We start from the raw sequence: 18,253 nt of genomic DNA, 5'->3' as shown, positions 1-18,253 counted from the left end.
TTTCACCGTCAAACACCCCTTCGCCGTGACGGCGAAGGGGTGTTTTGTCTTTGATTCTACGGTTACTTTTTCCTCGCGTAATATTCCGCGATGACGAGTGCTAAAACAGCGCCTGCGATAACAGTCGGAAAACCGCTGATCACATACCCGATTCCCGTTAAAACCATCACTTGTAAAAATGAAGTGGTTCGAAGGACTTTCCGTTTTGATGCCGTTGCGTCTCCAAACGGCAACAGGCGGGTCAACAGATGGGAATCGATGGCCCGGGTGAATGGCGCCAATTGAAAGCTGGTCAATCCACTGAAGGCGGGTACGGCAAGCACCACTAACCATTCATTGTCTTTACCAAGCCACATGAAGACGGCGCCGATCAGTGTCAAACGAACGATTAAACCGATTCCATCCGTACTTCGAATGAATTGTTTCATGTACAGGTAATCAAACGTCCGGTTCCGGTCGAATCCGATTTTTTCGACGAGATGACTCAAAAGTCGTCGCCGTTTGTATGTCGTCGACAGGCGTGGTACATCAACAAACCAGTTTGCAATCCGGTAAAAGCGATCCCGCGATTCCTGTTCCAGCGCAATCCACTCCATCAACGGTAACTGATCCTGTTTCTTCAAATGAAGCGTCAACAACAGAAGACCCGTAACCACGATGCTGAATGAACCCATTCCGAGCATAACAAGAATTCCGGCACCGGTTGCGTATAAGAGGACCAGTCGATGACCGACTCCTTCAAGTTTTGATAAATTAGCAGCCGCACCAATCATGCTTAAGGCGACAAACAGAATGAATAATCCGATGGGTGAAGTTTCTTCTGTCCGCACATATAATACAGCAACCGCGAGAAACGGGATCACTGCCCGGATCATACCAAACAGAGCGTTATATACCCGGATTCGCTTCATATACCCTGCAAGGTGCGGCAGACTCGGAAGCAGGAAGACTTGGTCCGCCTCGGTCAAAAACGTCCGTGTCGAGCGGTAAAACGCCAACAAGATGAACAGGCTGCCCATGACCAGATTTCCCGGAAACGATGGATCGAGCTGATCCAAAAATCGACCGTACACGACAAGACCGTATAAGACGACGAAATAGACCGTAAACAGCAATCCGCCGTTTGCCATATACCGGGTATACTTCGTCATCTCCGCCATGGCAGCCTGGTATCGTGTACGCCATAAAACAGAACTTGTCATCGTTCTGCCTCCTCGATGGCAGCGACGTAAATGTCATCAAGGGAACCGTCCATCAAATCGTAGCGATTTCGAAGATCTTCCGTCGTTCCTTCCGCTGCAATTCGCCCTTCATGCAATAAGATAAAACGATTGCAATGACGTTCTGCCGTCTCTAAAATATGGGTCGACATCAAGATTCCTTTTCCGTCCGCTTTCAATTCACTGAAAATCGTCAACAGTTCCCGAATCGCAAGTGGATCGAGTCCAACAAACGGTTCATCGACGATCAGCAGCTCACTGCCTGTCACCAGGGCGCAGAGGATCATCGCCTTTTGTTTCATCCCTTTGGAAAAGACACTCGGAAACCATTCCAGCTGTTTGGTCATCCGAAGCCGTTCTGCGTAATGATTCATTCGTTCTTGCGCCTGCTTCTCCTCGACGGCATATCCTTGCGCCATCAAACGCAAATGTTCGCGTAAAGTCAATTGTTCATATAACATCGGCTGTTCCGGAATATAAGCGACCTGTTTTCGGTATGTTTGTTCATCCTGTTCCAAACTGACTCCGTTGATCAGAACTTCTCCTGACTTGACCGGTAATAAACCGAGGATATGTTTAATCGTCGTCGATTTACCGGCACCGTTTAAACCGATTAATCCAACAAGTTCTCCTCTATTTACCGATATATTAATGTCATGGAGGACTTTTTTTGCTCCATATCCCCCAGATAAATCATTTATTTTTAACAACATACTCATCGACTCCCTTCATTAACCATCCTAGACAATTCATTCTCACTTTTCTAGTTTGAGTCATTTTTTTATGAAGAAAAGGTTTGAATACATCTTTTTACGGTAATTACTCTAAGTGTAATCGTTACATCAATATATGAAAACGACTTACAAAAATTGAAAGTAGCATTTTAAATACAAGTTTCTTCAAGAGGTAACTGGTATAATCGTCTAGACATTTTAATTTTAACGTTCTTACCTCACTGGTTGAAACGATTATTTAAAGGCTTTCATCTTTCAATGTGTTTACAACTGCCTGAAAACAGGTAAATCTAAAGTAAGAAAAGGAGGGTTCCGAATGGGGTTCTTATGGGCTTTAATCGTCGGTGGATTAATCGGTTGGGTAGCTAGTCTCATCATCGGGAAAGACGTACCAGGCGGTATCATCGGTAACATCGTTGCTGGTTTTGTCGGAGCAATGATCGGTCAAGCAATCTTTGGGACAATGGGTCCTGTTGTCGGTGGATTCGCAATTATTCCAGCTATCTTAGGTGCAATCATCTTAATCTTCATCGTATCACTGATTCTTCGTTCAGTACGTCGAAAATGATTTTTCAAAATAACAACTAGAACGTAAATTTTATTGAAGGAGTGTTTTTAAATGGGATTCTTATGGGCTTTAATTGTTGGTGGATTAATCGGATGGGTAGCTAGTCTCATCATCGGAAAAGACGTACCGGGTGGTATCATCGGTAACATCGTCGCTGGTTTCGTCGGAGCAATGATTGGTCAAGCAATCTTTGGAACAATGGGACCTGTCGTCGGCGGATTCGCAATTATTCCGGCTATCCTCGGTGCTATCATCTTAATCTTCATCGTATCGTTGATTCTTCGTTCAGTACGTCGCAAATAATTTAAACTACTAAAACTAAAAGGAGTGTTTTAAATGGGATTCTTATGGGCTTTAATCGTTGGTGGTATTATTGGTTGGTTAGCAAGTCTTATTCTCGGTAAAGATGTACCAGGTGGCGTTATCGGTAACATCATCGCAGGTTTTGTTGGTTCAATGATCGGACAAGCTCTTTTCGGAAGTTGGGGACCGTCAGTTGCCGGTTTCGCAATCGTGCCAGCTATCCTTGGTGCCATCATCTTAATCTTAATCGTATCGTTCATCCTTCGTGCGGTGAACAAACGATAATCTAATGTACAGCAAAAACCACGGGAGATATAAAATCCCCCGTGGTTTTTTTATATGGGTTGCACTTTTTTAATCACGCAACTCGAGCCACATTTTACCGGATCGTTCAATCACCCGTTTTTCCGACTTGATATTCAGCCATCCGAGCAAGTCGTCAAAAAAGCTTGATGGATATTTCCAGACCGTCCCGATGGTTTCAGTGGATTTAGACTCCGGCTTGCCGGCGACGGCTTCCAGTTCAGATGTTGTTTTATTCAAATCAATTAAGATACTGCTCACTTCCTGATTCTCGTACGCTACTTCAAACCCGTCATAGATCGCCTTATTGGCAATGCGGTTCGTCGGAGGGCCAAATGATTTTTCCACTTCCGATTGACTTTTGCCGATATAAGCCGTCATCTGTTCCACGGTTTTACCGGTTCTTGCCTTCACTTCCGCTTCGAGTAACTTTTCGATATCGACACCATATTGTTCTTTTTGATCCGGAGCAATTTGTTGCGCCAGTTGAAATACTACCGTTGTTTTTTTCTGATCCCCCAACTGAACCGTTTCACTTGCTTGTCCCGTCTTTCCGTTCGCTTCCACGCGCACCGACACATCATATTCGCCCGGAAAACGTTCGATGATTAACGGATTTTGTTGATCCGCCTTCCCCGCCGGTGCATCATCAACTGAGATGGATGCCGTTTCCGTATCCACTTTCACTTCCAATGTCTGTTTGTTTAAATGAAGCGTATACGTATCAAACCAAAATCGTCCGGGCTGTTTTTTGAGCAGGAACAGATCCTGTTGTGCTGTTTTTACGGTTTTTTCCGGATATTTTTTTTGATCCGACTTAATTTCAGCCAACGTTCGTTCCAAACGCTCCGGATCCGCCTTAAACCATGTCATGAGCTGATTCGTTTCTGCCAGCTTTAACGGTTTGTTGTTAAGGTACACGAGCTGCTGAAACGTTTCCTTGTCTTGTTCCTGCAAGGCCTTTTGAAATACTTTGTCGGTCTGTTGCCGTTCGGCGGCCGGTTTGATTTGACTCCAGCCAATCCAAGCAATCAGACAAACGAGTACGATGATCCCTATGATGAGTCCGATCCGCTGATTTCGTTTTTTCTTTTTCTCATATACAGTGATGCGAGACGGCATCTTCGTTTCCCCTACTTTCATGTTTCAGGATTTCCTTTAGTTTAGAAACCCTTCATATCCTTGTCAATCGCCCGCAAGACTGAGTTGGTCGAGTATACTGAAGCTATATCTATCTAAAGGAGTGAGTCTATTGCAAAAAGAAAACTGTATTTTCTGTAAGATTGCCAATCATGAAATCCCGAGTCATAAGGTTTTTGAAAACGAAGAAGTGTTGGCTTTTCTTGATCTCTCACAAGTAACGAAAGGTCATACGCTTGTCATTCCAAAACAACATGCCGATAACATTTACGATTTATCATCAGAAAGTGCACAGGCTGTTTTTGCGACCGTTCCGGAAATCAGTCGGGCTATCCAACAGGAGACCGGTGCTGCCGGAATGAACCTTTTATCAAATACCGGAAAGGTTGCCGGGCAGTCCGTTTCCCATTTCCACCTCCATCTCATCCCGCGCCACGATAAACATGACGGATTTGGTGCCAAATGGGAAGTACACAATGAAGAATATACGGCGGATGAGTTAGCAACGATTGCCGAATCCATCAAAAATCGTCTTTGATACCTCAAAAACAGTCCGATTACTGACTCATTTTAAAAATATTGCCGAAATAGGTTTCTAATATCGAATTTTCGGTAAAATAATATGAAACAAATATTTTAGTATCGAAAGGAGGTAAACTATGTCGAAGCGTCCCCATCGTAACTGGGTCGCTTTTGGTGCTACGCTGTCGCTTGTGACTTTTTACGGTTTGAAGGCGCTTCGCCAAGGTACTAAAAGTGACTCTTCGAATGGTAAACAACGTCGAAATTCTTATTCTACAATCGTAACGAGTATGCAGGATTTAACGCAGGAGGGAAAGAATCTAATAGAGACAGCCAAACTTTCTGGTACGGCTTTTAAAGAGGAAGTTACAAAAGACGTCTCTCAGTACCAATCAGAGGTTCAAGAATCACTCGCTCGTCTTCAAAAGTTTGCTGATGAGGCAAAACAAGACGTCGATCATCTCACTCCCCAACAATAACGGTCCGCTGCTTCGATTTGTTTTTGTATAGTTTGCATTTTGCGCGTTTGAGCCATTGTCACCTTTCGAAAGGATGAGTCAGATATGGAACACGAAAAATTATATCCTGGACAAGAAGCACTGTTATACAGTCATAAAATTGTCCAATTAAGCAAAGCACTATGGAAAACGGTAGAAAAAGATTGGCAAAATTGGATTAAACCATTTGATTTAAATATTAATGAACATCATATTTTGTGGATTTCTCATGCACTGGGTGGTGCTTCGATTTCTGAAATCGCAAAATACGGTGTCATGCACGTCTCGACTGCATTCAACTTCTCTAAAAAATTAGAAGACCGTGGACTTTTGACGTTTTCAAAAAAAGAGACGGATAAACGAAATACCTATGTTCAACTGACACCGGAAGGCGAAAGTCTCCTACTTGAGACGATTCAAGCATTCCGTCCGGAAGAAAACGGAGTTTTCCGTGCTTCCCTACCTCTGCAGGAGCTGTACGGGAAATTCCCAGAGCTGACGGACATCTCAGCCATCGTTCGTCGCCTTTACGGTGACAGCTTTATGGACATCTTTGCCGAGACATCGAAAATGATTACGGAAGAAGCGGACCGCCGTCCGCAAGACCCTGTCATCGATTCCATCAAAAAAGCATGACCTTTGCATGAATTCAGGAAGTTAACGTTCTAAGCCTTGAGGCCTAGGACGTTTTTTCTGTCTTTATGCACATGACGTTCCCTTTACCATTCTGTCTCAAAACGTTGCGGCACCTCACAATTTCCCACAAAAATAGTCCTCTCCTCCTGTACTTGATGTGATAGCATAGTGTAAGAGCAAATCACTTTCGATTTTGCGGAAAGCTGTCAAGATAACGAAGATATGATATGATAGAACGGTTGAAATAAATGGTAAATTAGGGGTGTATGTATGAAAAAGAAACTTTTAAGTGTAGCAGCAGTGGCAAGCGTATTCACATTAGCAGCATGTGGTTCAAATGACGAAGCTGTCATCAACTACAAAGGCGGAGAAGTCAATAAAGCGGACGTCCAAGATGAGGCGTACCAAAAAGCAGGCGCACAAATTGCTTTCCAACAAACGATGAACAAATTGCTTGAAAAAGAATACGGTAAAAAAGTAACGGATAAAGAAGTAGAAGCTGAAGTCAAGAAAACAAAAGATCAGTTCCCGGATAAAGAACAGTTCAATACGACTCTTCAAACAGCCGGTATCAAGAACGAAAAAGAATTTGAAAAAGTTCTTCGGACACAAATGCTCCTAACAGAAGCGAAATCAGCAAAATCAAAAGTAACGGATAAAGAAATCGAAGACCGCTTCAACCAGGAAAAAGTGGAAGTAAAAGCGAGCCACATTCTTGTTGAAAAAGAATCCGAAGCAAAAGCAATCAAGAAACAACTTGATGAAGGCGGCGATTTTGCTAAAATCGCTAAAGCGAAATCAACAGATACGGGTAGCGCAACAAAAGGTGGAGATCTCGGATACTTCACAAAAGGTAAAATGGTCGAGGAATTCGAAAATTATGCGTTCAAGGATGGCGTTGAAGGTAAAATTTCTGACCCGATCAAAACACAGTTCGGATACCACATCATTAAAGTGACAGACCGTAAAGAGAAAAAAGACTTTACGCTCGAAAAAGAATCCGATCGAATCAAAAAAGCCTTAGCTGAAGAAAAATCAGCTCAAGTCAATCCAAACGATATCTACCGTTCATTGATGAAAAAGTATGATGTTAAAGTCGAAAACAAAGACTTCAAAGATGCTTTTGACCTTGATAAACAAGAGCAGCAACAAATGCAACAACAGATGCAACAGCAACAACAATAAGCGTAAAAATCCCTGCTTCCATCATGGAAGGCAGGGATTTTTTTAGCTCTGATTCCTATTCTTTTTACCTAATCGGAGCCCGTTCATATTGCTTTGGTAAACTGACCTCATCCTTAAGTTCCGCTGCCGCATGATAAACCCAATACGGTTGACGCAGAAGTTCACGTGCAAGCAAGATGACGTCCGCCCGTTCGCTGCGGATGATTTCTTCCGCGAGCGTTGCCGTCGTAATCAATCCTACCGCCCCTGTCTTGATGCCGGTTGCCTGTTTGATTTCCGCTGCATACGGTACTTGGTAGCCGGGATAAACTTCCGGAACGGCATTGGCAACAACGGCTCCTGAACTGCAATCCAGCAAGTCGATGTTCCGCTTTAACAATTCCTCGGCCAGCGGGATATAATCCGCCGCCGTCATTCCACCCGGTGCATGGTCTGCTGCCGAAATCCGGACCCATAATGACAGATCTGACTTCTCTTGAATGGCGTCAATGATTTCAAGCAAGAAGCGCATCCGGTTTTCCATCGATCCACCGTACTGATCCTGACGTTTGTTGGATAACGGGGACAAAAAGGTATTGATCAGATAGCCGTGTGCTCCGTGCAATTCGATGAAATCATAGCCCGCCTGTTCAACGCGAAGTGCCGCCTCGACGAATTGTTGTTTGATGACATCGATTTCTTCCACTGTCAGTTCATGCGGATGATCATATGAATCATCGAATCCGATTGCTGATGGTGCGACAGGCGGTTTAGCCGTTGTGCTTTTCCGTCCGGCATGCGCCAGTTGGATTCCCGCTTTTGCACCGGCCGCTTTTACTTGATCGGCAATGCGGCGAAGTCCGTCAATGTGATCATCCGACCAGACGCCTAAATCACCGGCTGAGATTCGACCGTCCGGTGTGACAGCTGTTGCCTCTAAGATGACACCACCGACGCCACCGACTGCACGTGAGGCGTAATGCGTGACGTGCCAATTGGTTACGAGTCCATCTTCTTTTGCACTATACATACACATCGGTGCCATGATGACACGATTCCGGAACTGAAGTCCCCCGATTTGGATTGCTTCGAATAGTTTGGTTTTCATGAATTCCACTCCTCTGGTCAATTTCAAATCCTGTTGAATCTTTTTACGTCATCTTTTTACAGCTTGGGACGATAAAATGAACGATTATCCAATGCGAACGATCGTTCAGAAAATTGGCCGGGTTCCACGTACTCGAGCAAACGATCCATCATCGTCATCCGCGCATCTAGATTATCGATCAGGAATAATACCTCGGCTTCACGCATCTGTGGTGCCACTGCCGATCCCCACTCCGGACGCCCATGGTGGCTTAAGACGAGATGCTGTAAGACCGTCAAAACTTCTGCGTCGATTTGTAACTCTGCCCCGACCTTTTCTAATTCTGCGACCATCAATGAAATATGCCCGACAAGCTTTCCGGGAAGCGTATATTCCGGTGTGACAGGATCGGATAATTCCTTGATTTTGGCGTAATCATGCAATACGACACCTGCAATCAACAAATCACGATTTAATGTAGGATACAGACGGGCAATTTGATCCGCCAGTTTTAACATCGACAGGACATGATAGGATAAACCAGAATAAAACGCATGATGGTTTTTGACCGCTGCCGGATGTGTGAAATACGCGTCGAAATCTTTGATGACAAGATGTTTGACCAGCTTCTTCATCTCGGCATGTTGAATCGATTCGATGAAACCGAGTACTTCCGTTTCAATCTGTTCCCGCGGAAGTGGTGCCGATTGAATGTAATCTTCTACATTCGTTTCGTCCAACACGGTGATTTGCTTCAATTTTAATTGTGTCCGTCCCCGGTAATCCATCACTTCACCAGCTGCATGGACGATGAATTTAGGAGCATATTTTTCAAGATCACTCGTGTCCCACATCTTTGTTTCAATTTCTCCCGTCTTATCTGCTAAAATCAATGTCAGATAAGGTTTTCCGTTTGCGGCGATTCCTTTTAATGCCTGCTTGATCATGACTCGTTGATCGAGCATTTCACCAATCGCCAACTGACCGATACCTTTCATTTCACAACACATCCTTTTTATTTATCTGGACTCATTTTGATTAGAACTGTTTACATATTTCTCTGACTGTCAGACGTCACTCTACCATTCTACTATATAGGAGCTCAAAACATGGAATCCGACTCACTCTTTAGCTGGCATCGTTTTTTAACGCTTGCCGAATTTGAAGAATATTTTCATTCTCAAACACCGACCGATGCTTTTAAACTGGATTGGCTGAATCAACTGTCTACTAAAGATATGAACTTCACACGGGTCGAACTTGATTTACTGTACGGCTCCATCGTGACTTGGCAAAATCCGGCTGATAAAAGTGACCGCCGTTCCATCTGCTATTATCTTTCACCGACGGAACTGATTACAATCGGCTTATCGGAACATGTAGTTTCCTTAATCGAACCTTTTGAAACGACGACCCCTTTCGAAGCTTTTTATGCGCTGTTATCTCTGCAAATGAATACTTACTTCTCGGGAATCGATGCTTTTGAAACCGAACTGTTTTTAAGACAGGATGAGCTTCGGGGAAGTATCGATGAGAATTCTCTCGACAGTATCTTCGGTTTACGGGATACGATCGAAAACTGGTCGGATCTGATTGTCCCGTTCCGTGAACTTGTACTAGCGGGACCTGAAGCTTTTGTTCGCCAAAGTACCTATACGGATGCCTTACCTTACCGGTTGGCCGAAAAGCGGGTCGAACGTCTGTTGATGTTGATTGAACACTATCAAAAAGATATTGAAGTATTGCTTGATCTGTCGACAACCGTCTCGAACTTCCGGGGAAATGAAATCATGAAAGCCTTGACGATTTTCACAGCCGTCGCTACACCGATGATGGCGCTCGGTGCAATTTGGGGAATGAACTTTAAAAATATGCCTGAGCTCGACTGGAAATACGGATATGCCAGTTCCCTGTTTTTGATTTTCCTTACGACCGGTGGAATCTTTTATTGGATGAAACGCCGTGGCTGGTTAGGAGCACTTGTGCGCATGCCAAATAAAAAGTCGCAAGTAAAAAAATAGATGTAAGAACATAAGTTCGTTATACTTAGTGTAACGAATTCACGGATTGAAAGAAAGGAGGAGACGATGGTGGGAAGAAAAATCATTCATGTCGACATGGACGCTTTTTATGCTTCCGTCGAACAACGTGACCGCCCGCATCTAAAAGGTGTCCCCGTCATCGTCGGAGGCCCTCCTCATGCTCGGGGTGTCGTCGCCACCTGTTCGTATGAAGCACGCAAATACGGCATTCACAGTGCCATGCCATCACGACGGGCATTCCAACTGTGTCCGCGGGCCGTTTTCCTGCGCCCGCGTTTTGAAGTGTACCGGGCTGTCAGCGCCCAAATCATGGAGTTGTTTCTTGAGGTCACGCCTCTTGTCGAACCGTTATCTCTTGATGAAGCATATCTGGACGTCACGGAAAATAACCTGCAAATGACGAGCGCGACGCATATCGCCCAGTACATCCTGGCTGAAATTAAACGGCGGACAGGTTTAACTGCTTCCGCCGGCGTATCGAACTCAAAACTGGTCGCTAAAATCGCTTCCGGTCATCAAAAGCCAAACGGATTAACCGTGTTGCCGCCGGATGATGTTTTACCTTTTTTATCCGGATTAAAAATCGGGGATTTACACGGAGTCGGAAAAGTCACGGAGCAAACACTTCAGAAACATGGTTTCCAAACGGTCGCAGATATTCAACAATCGCCGATCGCTGAACTGCGGGGATTACTTGGTCGGGACCGGGGAACGGAGTTGTATACGATGGCACACGGTCAAGACGAGCGAATGGTCCGCCCGCACCGGGAACGAAAATCCATCGGCTCCGAAAGTACATTCGAAGAAGACACAGAAGATATCGATACCATTTTCGAAACGCTGAAACGGGAAGCGCTGTCCGTCGTCAAGACACTGAACCAAAAAGAACTGGTCTGTCGAACTGTTACGATTAAATGGAAGACGGAAGATTTCCAGTCCCGCTCTAAACGGTATACCTTTTTAGAAGAAACCGCTGACGAGGAAACGCTGCTCCGGGTCACGACCAAGCTGTTTAATGAAATTGAATTCTCAGGTCCGATCCGGTTAATCGGTATGAGCGTTAGTCATCTTGAGGCCCCTCCCCTCTCCAAACAATTGACGTGGCAGGATATCGATTCTTACTTGTAAAATGAATGACTATTCATTACACTTAAGTTAGTCATTTCGGACAAGGAGGAATCAGCCATGCTTTATACGATTACCGCATTTTCAGATCGGGGAGAAACATTACTTGATGATACATTTGACGCTTCATCTGATGCGGAGGCACGCCAGGAAGGCATCCGCCGTTTGAAAGAAGCTGATTTGGAACACCGCGGGGCACGTGTGACCCGTTCCGGACAGTTGATTCATTTTGAACGGGCTTACCTTCCCCGTCTTGTTCCAACAGAAAAAACATCATGAAAAAAAGCCTCGGTCCAATAAACTGGCGCCGAGGCTTCATACATGATTTTACTGAACGTCGTCTTGATTTTGTTCCATCATCGGTGCGTACAGCTCTTCTAGCGGTTTCATGATGATTTGTGTCACTTCCGTCAACATCGTGTGCATGCGTTGTTCTTCCTGCATCAGTTGACCAATCAAAGGATTGTTTTGGACTTCCAGCATCTTCGCTTGTGCCGATGCCATATCCTCAGGTGTGATTTCTTCACCCTGCATTTGTTTTTGTTGTAATTCGAGTTGTACGTTGCGGAATGAAGCGAATAATTCGTTTGACATTGGATCCGCATTGACTTGCGCGTATAAATCCTTCAGTGTCGTGTACTCTGACGTTTCGCGAAGTGCACGCTCGAGTGTGTAGGCATGATCGTATAAGTTAGTTTCAGACATGTGTAAACCCTCCAATTTAGTTAAACGATAAGAAGTATCGCTTGTATCATCCCAATTAAACCACCTAATAACCCTCCAAGCCAAGTGATAGCCCGGAATTCCCGTCTTGAAATCGATAAAACGATTTCTTCCAGATAGGCGGTATCAAGTAAATCGACTTCCTCCCGGACAATCGTTTCGAGATCGAGTGTCGCCATGATTTGCTCGCCCTGCTCGATCAGACGATTCACCATTTGTTTAGAAAACATCGGGACCATTTCTTGACTGATCCGGACTTCAAGCGGTTCCAGAAATTCATGTAACGGCGTATCCAGTAATGCCGCCAGTGGAATACGCGTTACGATTTCCGATTTCATCCGTTCGATGATTTGCCGTTCCGTCTCCGGCTCAAGCAGCGATCCCACCGTCCGTTCCAGTAAGGTATGGACTTCTTGTTCGACCATTTCACTGATGAACTGATGTGTCGACTTTCCTTGTATTACCCGTTTGAGTTCCGGTTGAATCATTTCGACGATATTGACATTGGCAAGCAGCATTCCGAACATGCCTCCGCCTAATTTACTTTGAATGAACTGGGCGACCGTTTCTTCGAGTTTCATTTTACCGGCAGAACTGTCAAAATACTGTTCGGTTTGATGAAGTAATGCTTCGACCATTCCGGGAATCGCCGTCTTAATTTTTGTTGTTCCGCCCTCACCGAGGACTTCTGTTAACCGTGCCGTTTTGATCGCAACTGCCATCGATTCCAGTTCCTGATCGATTCGTTGTTCGATTTGTTGTTGTAATTTCCCTTCCGGATTCGCAACAAACCGTTCGGCAATTTCACGAATCGTTTTCGTCGACCGTGTCCATTTCTGTACCTCCTGCTGAATCATCCGCGTAATGGCTTCATAAACAATCGGTTGCTGAAGCCGTTTGCTGATTCCTTCCGGAGTCAATAAATGTTTAACGACCGTTCGTCCGAGATTTGCCGCTAATTCGTCACGCCGTTTGGGAATTAATCCCGGTGTAAACGGAATTCGGTACTTGCCGATATACTTCGCTTCGAGCGGACGAAACAGCATCCGGATTGCGAGATGATTGGTGACTGCCCCAATCAAGGCTCCAATGACAATCATCCCGATCATCTTTATGACTAAATCAACTTCCACTTGCATAGATCCTCGTTCCTTCCGATTTTGGTATTGTGGTAAAGTCTTAGTAGGACTTTTTAGGGAGGCGCCTTGTATGTTACATCAATTAACCGTCTTATTTAAGGATCATCTCTCCACCGATCCTACCGTGTACTGTACCGATAAGTATACCGTATATCAGTTAGCCGATGGACTTCGTTTCGGGATTGAAAATACGATTCTCACCCCCCGCGAACTGGACTTGCTCGACCTGCTTGCCGAACGGGTCGTCACCTCGGAGTCAGATCAGATCGTCACGTGGCGCCGCCGGCTGGAACAACCGTCCAGCGAGGAAGCCCATCCGTTTCGGATGATTCATTTTTTATTTGAACAACTCGATGTACGGACCGGTGAAGATTTACAACAACTGCTGACATCTTTTTTTCATCCGTCGAGTTGGATTATTCCGTTGACGTCCAATCGTCTTGTCGTCATTGAACGGGAAGACTCTGTCTCAGAAAATGATTTACACGATTTTTTCACGGCTCTCCAGTCTGATTTTCTGATGGACGGCAAAGTACTGATCGGACAACAGCGTCAATCCGGAGATTTGGCAGGACAGTTTCGATTGGAACAAGCTGCCTTGCGTGAACTTCCGTTATTACACATCGAACGGTTTCTGCCTGCCTTGATGCGGTTGACGTTACTGTCAAACGAAGTCCGCGACGATTTGATTGAACGGTTCATCACACCGCTCGAACGCGAATCACGCGAAACGATTGATGCCTTTTGCCGTGCCAACTTAAATGTTTCCCTGACGGCTAAGCATCTCTTTTTACATCGAAACAGTCTGCAGTACCGACTCGATCGACTGACGGAACAGACGGAAATTGATATTCGGTCGTTTGAAGGAGCCATGTTCCTTTATATGTTGCTTCTCGTAGCATAGTGACCAAATGATAACGGTTACATTCAGTCATGTTGTCCATATGATTTTCATCCTGTATCTCCTATACTGAATCTTGTAAGCGTTATATTAACCGATTACTTAATTTACAGGAGGATGTACACATGGCAGATATTCGTCTTGAGCATATTGATAAAGTTTATTCAGGAACAGCAAAAGCAGTGGATGATTTTAACCTTCATATTAAAGATAAAGAATTCATCGTCTTCGTCGGACCATCAGGTTGCGGTAAATCGACGACATTACGAATGATCGCCGGTCTTGAAGAAATTTCAGGCGGAGATTTCGTCATCGACGGAAAACGTATGAACGACGTGGCGCCTAAAGATCGTGATATCGCGATGGTCTTCCAAAACTATGCCCTCTATCCACATATGAACGTCTTTGATAACATGGCATTTGGTCTGAAACTTCGGAAGTTCCCGAAAGACGAAATCAAACAGCGTGTCGACAATGCAGCACGTATTCTCGGACTCGAAGAATATTTGGAGCGTAAACCGAAAGCCCTCTCTGGTGGACAACGCCAGCGTGTCGCAATCGGCCGTGCCATCGTTCGTGATGCAAAAGTTTTCTTGATGGATGAGCCGCTCTCAAACTTGGATGCAAAACTCCGTGTTCAAATGCGTAAGGAAATCATCCAGTTGCACAAACGTCTTGAGACGACGACGATCTACGTTACCCACGACCAAACAGAAGCGATGACACTTGCGACTCGAATCGTCATTATGAAAGCCGGTCTGATTCAGCAAGTCGGAACTCCAAAAGAAGTATACGATCACCCGGATAACATGTTCGTTGCCGGTTTCATCGGTTCTCCGTCGATGAACTTCCTGACAGGTAAACTCGCAGACGACGGTCTCTTCCACGTCACGGGCACGGAAGAAAAATTCGAAGTTCCTGAAGGTAAGATGAAAGTTCTCCGCGAACGCGGTTACACAAGTAAAGATCTTGTTCTCGGAATCCGTCCGGAAGATATTCATGCTGAATTGATCTATCAGGATACAAAAACAGCACACCGTTTCCCGGCCCATATCGAAGTATCCGAGCTCATGGGAGCCGAGTCTTACCTCTACTCGAAAGTCGGCAATCAAGCGTTCACAGCACGTGTCGATTCGCGTTCACACGTCGAGATGGGTTCAGATTTAGACCTCTTCTTCGACATGACAAAAGCACATTTCTTCGATGCGGCAACAGAAGCAACAATCCGTTAATTTTTAAACGTTCAGTAACTGCAGTCAGGCTGTCCATTTATGGGCAGTCTTTTTTATTGACAGACGTTCCTGTAACTTTGTATGATACTGCTTGTAGTCTTAAATTAATCCTATTCGAAAACTAGGAATTGAAATCATTTATTCATTTAAAGGAGAGAGCGCTATGAAACACGGACTAAAGCTAGCAGTAGCAGCACTATCAACAGCGGGGGTGTTAGCGGCGTGCGGCGCTTCTAACGAAGAAGCAAACAAAGATGAAAAAGTCGTAACGGTCGGAACAGAAGCAACTTACCCACCATTTACGTATAAAGAAAAAGGTAAACTAACAGGTTATGATATCGATGTCATGAACGAAGTCGCAAAACGTGCCGGCTATAAGGTCGAGTACAAAGCAATGGACTTCAAAGGTTTGATTCCGGCACTCGATTCAAAACGAATTGACGTCATCGCAAACCAGATGGGTATCACAGATGAGCGGAAAGAAAAATATGCGTTCTCTGATGCCTACACAGTTTCCGGTTCAACCATCATCGTCAACAACAAAACAAATGACATCAAGACGCTTGACGACTTAAAAGGAAAAACAGTCGGTTCGACACAAGGCTCGCTCTACGCGAAAACAGCAGAAGAAGCCGGTGCGAAAGTCAAGTACTACAAAGGCGCAAACCAGGTCTTGAAAGATCTTGAAGCAGGTCGTGTCGACGCTGCCATGAACGATCGTCTGTTTGTCCTGACAGAACTTAAAAAAGCAGGATACAAAGTAAAAGCTGTCGGTGAGACGTTTGATAAAAACGAATCAGGTCTGATGATGGCAAAAAACAGTAAGTATGCTGAAGACTTCAACAAAGCACTCGCAGAAATGCAAAAAGACGGTACACTCGCAGATATCGGGAAAAAATACTTTAACGAGGACATCAGTAAGTGATGGAATTGTTTACAATCGTCCGCGATAATGCGGACGTTTACGGAAAGGCGATTGGCACTACACTTCTTGCAAGTGGATTTGCCATCGTCTTTGCGCTTTTTCTCGGTCTGATTCTTGCCGTCATGCGGGATAGCCGTTTTGCCGTCTTAAGCGGTTTCGCACGATTGTATGTTTCTTTTTTCCGGGGAACTCCACTGTTGCTGCAAATTCTGATTTTATATAATGGGTTGGTCGTCCTGCAATTGACTGGTTTCCAAGCGTTGGCATTCGGCCTGTCGCTTCACTTCTCTGCCTATATCTCAGAATCCTTCCGAGCAGCGATTTCGTCTGTCGATCGCGGACAATGGGAAGCAGCGGATTCACTCGGAATCCCGCGCCGGAAGACGTTTAAGGATGTCATCCTTCCACAAGCTCTTTCACGTGCCATTCCTCCCCTGTCGAACTCGGTCATCGATATCATCAAATCGACTTCGCTCGGGACAATCGTTGCCGTTGAAGAACTGACGTATGTGTCCGATCAAATTTCGGCGACGACGTATCTCGTCATGCCGTTACTGCTGTTCTCAGCTGCGATTTATTGGATTATGTCGACCTTGATTCAAGGGGTACAACATCGTCTCGAGGCACGATTCAGTATTCCGGAATAAAATTAAGGACACTTGGAATGATGACACATTCCAAGTGTTTTTTTAATCTTTTTCAGGTTTAATACTAGCCAGCACGGGAATAATCAAGTATACTAATAAAAATCAGAATTATCTGATAACTTTAAAAGGAGCGTGGCCGAGATGAAACAAGTAATTGAAGCTTTCCGTAGACAAGATGCAGAGCAGCGGATTCCAGTGCTACGCCTCGAAATCGATTATGAGCTCAGTACGCTCTTCGATGCTATCCAAGTCCATGATCAAGCAGCTGTCACTGCCAGTAAAGAACGCTTAGATAAATATCGTCAGGAAATGCTTCGTCTCGAAGCATGACCCTATAGATACTCCCATCTCAACTCCCCCTTGAGATGGGACTTTTTTTGTAAAAAAAATAGCCCGAAGGCTATTTTTCAATCGACGTCCCGTCCACGGGAAGCCTTCAATATTTCAAACCACTGTTCACGTGACAGTTCAAGACGCGTCGACCGGACAGCTGATTCGATGCGATCAATTTTTCCGGAACCCACGATCGGCATGATACGCGCCGGATGTTTCAATAACCAGGCATAGGCTACTTCATCGATAGCTTCTGCACCGATATCACGTCCGATTTCCTCGAGCTTTTCACGAAGCGGTGCAAACTGCTCTTCGTTGAATAACCGTCCTCCAGCAAGCGGACTCCATGCCATGAGCGGCATTTCATTTTCGTGGCACAGATCAACAGAACCATCTTCGAAGTGCTTCAGTTCGGCGACTGACAGTTCGAGCTGGTTTGTGACGAGCATGAACGGCAGCCGTGATTGAATCAGACTTTGCTGAGCCGGTGTATGGTTTGACAGACCAAACGTCCGGACTTTACCAGACTCCTTCAGTTCAACGAATGCTTCTGCAATTTCGTTAGGGTCCATCAATGGATCCGGACGATGAATCAATAACGTATCAATGTAGTCGACACCAAGTTCCTTTAATGAACGTGTCGCATGTTCAATGATATGTTCTTTTGTCGTATCGTAAAATGACAGTTTTTGATCAGAGAAATGGTTTCCCTTCATCTTGATGCCTGTCTTCGTAACGATTTCCATCCGTTCGCGCAGCTCCGGTTTTAATGCCAGTGCTTCGCCGAACAATCCTTCATTCGTGTAGTCGCCGTAAATATCAGCATGATCAAACGTCGTAATGCCTAGTGCTAAACATTGCTCAATTAACTCCAGTCGCTCTTCAACCGTCATGTTCCATTCGTTTAGCCGCCACAGACCGTGTATGACTCTTGAAAATGAAAGATCTTCCGTTAAGTGTATGCGTTCCATCATTACTCATCTCCCTATCTCTGTATGGTGCTTCAACGTTC

At 44.9% G+C, this 18,253-nt stretch carries 23 protein-coding genes; 15 read left to right on the top strand and 8 right to left on the bottom strand.

Features of this window, described 5'->3' with window-relative positions:
- Positions 1–62: 62 nt before the first annotated feature.
- Together N7U64_RS07860 and N7U64_RS07855 are read right to left on the bottom strand one after the other, a co-directional pair.
- On the bottom strand, positions 63–1,202 hold the full coding sequence (locus tag N7U64_RS07860) for an ABC transporter permease (protein WP_214765681.1): 1,140 nt from the start codon (positions 1,200–1,202) through the stop codon (positions 63–65).
- Positions 1,199–1,939, bottom strand: a complete 741-nt coding sequence (locus N7U64_RS07855) for an ABC transporter ATP-binding protein (protein WP_318929208.1) — start codon at positions 1,937–1,939, stop codon at positions 1,199–1,201. Before N7U64_RS07855 ends, N7U64_RS07860 begins: the two co-directional genes overlap by 4 nt.
- Before the next feature lie 331 nt (positions 1,940–2,270).
- On the opposite strand from N7U64_RS07855, the gene N7U64_RS07850 reads away from it, so the two are divergent.
- From N7U64_RS07850 to N7U64_RS07840, 3 genes are read left to right on the top strand one after another with little or no spacing between them, the layout of a single operon-like run.
- Entirely contained in the window at positions 2,271–2,522 is a 252-nt protein-coding gene (locus N7U64_RS07850; protein WP_026833749.1) for a GlsB/YeaQ/YmgE family stress response membrane protein, read from the top strand.
- A gap of 51 nt (positions 2,523–2,573) precedes the next feature.
- A complete protein-coding gene (locus tag N7U64_RS07845) occupies positions 2,574–2,825 on the top strand; it encodes a GlsB/YeaQ/YmgE family stress response membrane protein (RefSeq protein ID WP_026833749.1) in 252 nt (83 codons plus the stop codon).
- Between the two features lie 33 nt (positions 2,826–2,858).
- Positions 2,859–3,110 carry a GlsB/YeaQ/YmgE family stress response membrane protein gene (locus tag N7U64_RS07840; RefSeq protein ID WP_012369597.1) on the top strand — a complete coding sequence of 84 codons (252 nt, stop codon included), beginning with the start codon at positions 2,859–2,861 and terminating at the stop codon, positions 3,108–3,110.
- A gap of 69 nt (positions 3,111–3,179) precedes the next feature.
- On the opposite strand, the gene N7U64_RS07835 is transcribed toward N7U64_RS07840, so the two are convergent.
- Positions 3,180–4,250 (bottom strand): TcaA second domain-containing protein, encoded by a 1,071-nt coding sequence (locus tag N7U64_RS07835; RefSeq protein WP_318929204.1) that lies wholly within the window; start codon positions 4,248–4,250, stop codon positions 3,180–3,182.
- A gap of 130 nt (positions 4,251–4,380) precedes the next feature.
- On the opposite strand from N7U64_RS07835, the gene N7U64_RS07830 reads away from it, so the two are divergent.
- The 4 genes from N7U64_RS07830 to N7U64_RS07815 all read left to right on the top strand — a co-directional run bounded on the left by N7U64_RS07830 (position 4,381) and on the right by N7U64_RS07815 (position 7,108).
- Entirely contained in the window at positions 4,381–4,806 is a 426-nt protein-coding gene (locus N7U64_RS07830; RefSeq protein ID WP_012369595.1) for an HIT family protein, read from the top strand.
- 121 nt (positions 4,807–4,927) lie between these two features.
- Entirely contained in the window at positions 4,928–5,269 is a 342-nt protein-coding gene (locus tag N7U64_RS07825) for a hypothetical protein (RefSeq protein WP_290829919.1), read from the top strand.
- An 84-nt stretch (positions 5,270–5,353) separates the two neighbouring features.
- A complete protein-coding gene (locus N7U64_RS07820) occupies positions 5,354–5,923 on the top strand; it encodes an HTH-type transcriptional regulator Hpr (RefSeq protein WP_012369593.1) in 570 nt (189 codons plus the stop codon).
- A 270-nt stretch (positions 5,924–6,193) separates the two neighbouring features.
- Positions 6,194–7,108, top strand: a complete 915-nt coding sequence (locus tag N7U64_RS07815) for a peptidylprolyl isomerase (RefSeq protein ID WP_318929201.1) — start codon at positions 6,194–6,196, stop codon at positions 7,106–7,108.
- Between the two features lie 64 nt (positions 7,109–7,172).
- Here N7U64_RS07815 and namA read toward each other — a convergent pair whose 3' ends face one another.
- Together namA and N7U64_RS07805 are read right to left on the bottom strand one after the other, a co-directional pair.
- A complete protein-coding gene (gene namA / locus N7U64_RS07810; protein ID WP_012369591.1) occupies positions 7,173–8,195 on the bottom strand; it encodes an NADPH dehydrogenase NamA in 1,023 nt (340 codons plus the stop codon).
- Positions 8,196–8,251: 56 nt separating this feature from the next.
- Positions 8,252–9,172 carry an HD domain-containing protein gene (locus N7U64_RS07805; RefSeq protein ID WP_012369590.1) on the bottom strand — a complete coding sequence of 307 codons (921 nt, stop codon included), beginning with the start codon at positions 9,170–9,172 and terminating at the stop codon, positions 8,252–8,254.
- Between the two features lie 111 nt (positions 9,173–9,283).
- On the opposite strand from N7U64_RS07805, the gene N7U64_RS07800 reads away from it, so the two are divergent.
- From N7U64_RS07800 to N7U64_RS07790, 3 genes are all read left to right on the top strand, one after another.
- On the top strand, positions 9,284–10,195 hold the full coding sequence (locus tag N7U64_RS07800) for a magnesium transporter CorA family protein (protein WP_012369589.1): 912 nt from the start codon (positions 9,284–9,286) through the stop codon (positions 10,193–10,195).
- A gap of 66 nt (positions 10,196–10,261) precedes the next feature.
- Complete coding sequence (dinB, locus tag N7U64_RS07795) at positions 10,262–11,344, top strand: DNA polymerase IV (protein ID WP_318929195.1); 1,083 nt, start codon at positions 10,262–10,264, stop codon at positions 11,342–11,344.
- A gap of 57 nt (positions 11,345–11,401) precedes the next feature.
- The gene (locus N7U64_RS07790; RefSeq protein ID WP_012369587.1) at positions 11,402–11,620 is read left to right on the top strand and encodes a YhzD family protein; all 219 of its coding nucleotides are present in this window, start codon (positions 11,402–11,404) and stop codon (positions 11,618–11,620) included.
- Between the two features lie 48 nt (positions 11,621–11,668).
- Here the strand turns inward: N7U64_RS07790 and N7U64_RS07785 are convergent, their stop codons facing one another.
- Together N7U64_RS07785 and N7U64_RS07780 are read right to left on the bottom strand one after the other, a co-directional pair.
- A complete protein-coding gene (locus N7U64_RS07785; protein ID WP_012369586.1) occupies positions 11,669–12,046 on the bottom strand; it encodes a YlbF family regulator in 378 nt (125 codons plus the stop codon).
- A gap of 20 nt (positions 12,047–12,066) precedes the next feature.
- Complete coding sequence (locus N7U64_RS07780; protein WP_318929188.1) at positions 12,067–13,203, bottom strand: DUF445 domain-containing protein; 1,137 nt, start codon at positions 13,201–13,203, stop codon at positions 12,067–12,069.
- A gap of 70 nt (positions 13,204–13,273) precedes the next feature.
- Here N7U64_RS07780 and N7U64_RS07775 point away from each other — a divergent pair, with 70 nt between their 5' ends.
- The 5 genes from N7U64_RS07775 (at position 13,274) to N7U64_RS07755 (ending at position 17,238) form a co-directional block, all read left to right on the top strand.
- Positions 13,274–14,107 carry a PucR family transcriptional regulator gene (locus N7U64_RS07775; protein ID WP_318929186.1) on the top strand — a complete coding sequence of 278 codons (834 nt, stop codon included), beginning with the start codon at positions 13,274–13,276 and terminating at the stop codon, positions 14,105–14,107.
- Positions 14,108–14,229: 122 nt separating this feature from the next.
- Positions 14,230–15,336, top strand: a complete 1,107-nt coding sequence (locus tag N7U64_RS07770) for an ABC transporter ATP-binding protein (protein ID WP_290829901.1) — start codon at positions 14,230–14,232, stop codon at positions 15,334–15,336.
- 163 nt (positions 15,337–15,499) lie between these two features.
- On the top strand, positions 15,500–16,261 hold the full coding sequence (locus tag N7U64_RS07765; protein WP_318094264.1) for a transporter substrate-binding domain-containing protein: 762 nt from the start codon (positions 15,500–15,502) through the stop codon (positions 16,259–16,261).
- On the top strand, positions 16,261–16,908 hold the full coding sequence (locus N7U64_RS07760; RefSeq protein ID WP_034770010.1) for an amino acid ABC transporter permease: 648 nt from the start codon (positions 16,261–16,263) through the stop codon (positions 16,906–16,908). The genes N7U64_RS07765 and N7U64_RS07760 overlap by 1 nt, the downstream gene beginning before the upstream one ends.
- Positions 16,909–17,049: 141 nt before the next feature.
- Positions 17,050–17,238, top strand: coding sequence for a hypothetical protein (locus N7U64_RS07755; RefSeq protein WP_012369580.1), 189 nt, complete (start codon positions 17,050–17,052; stop codon positions 17,236–17,238).
- A 77-nt stretch (positions 17,239–17,315) separates the two neighbouring features.
- On the opposite strand, the gene N7U64_RS07750 is transcribed toward N7U64_RS07755, so the two are convergent.
- Positions 17,316–18,212 carry an aldo/keto reductase gene (locus tag N7U64_RS07750; RefSeq protein WP_318929665.1) on the bottom strand — a complete coding sequence of 299 codons (897 nt, stop codon included), beginning with the start codon at positions 18,210–18,212 and terminating at the stop codon, positions 17,316–17,318.
- Positions 18,213–18,253: the final 41 nt, after the last annotated feature.

Origin of the sequence: Exiguobacterium sp. K1 (assembly GCF_033721435.1) — a bacterium.
Classification (GTDB): Bacteria; Bacillota; Bacilli; order Exiguobacteriales; family Exiguobacteriaceae; genus Exiguobacterium_A; species Exiguobacterium_A artemiae.
The sequence above is the reverse complement of the archived record's forward strand: the minus strand, read 5'-3'. Positions and strand labels throughout refer to the sequence as shown.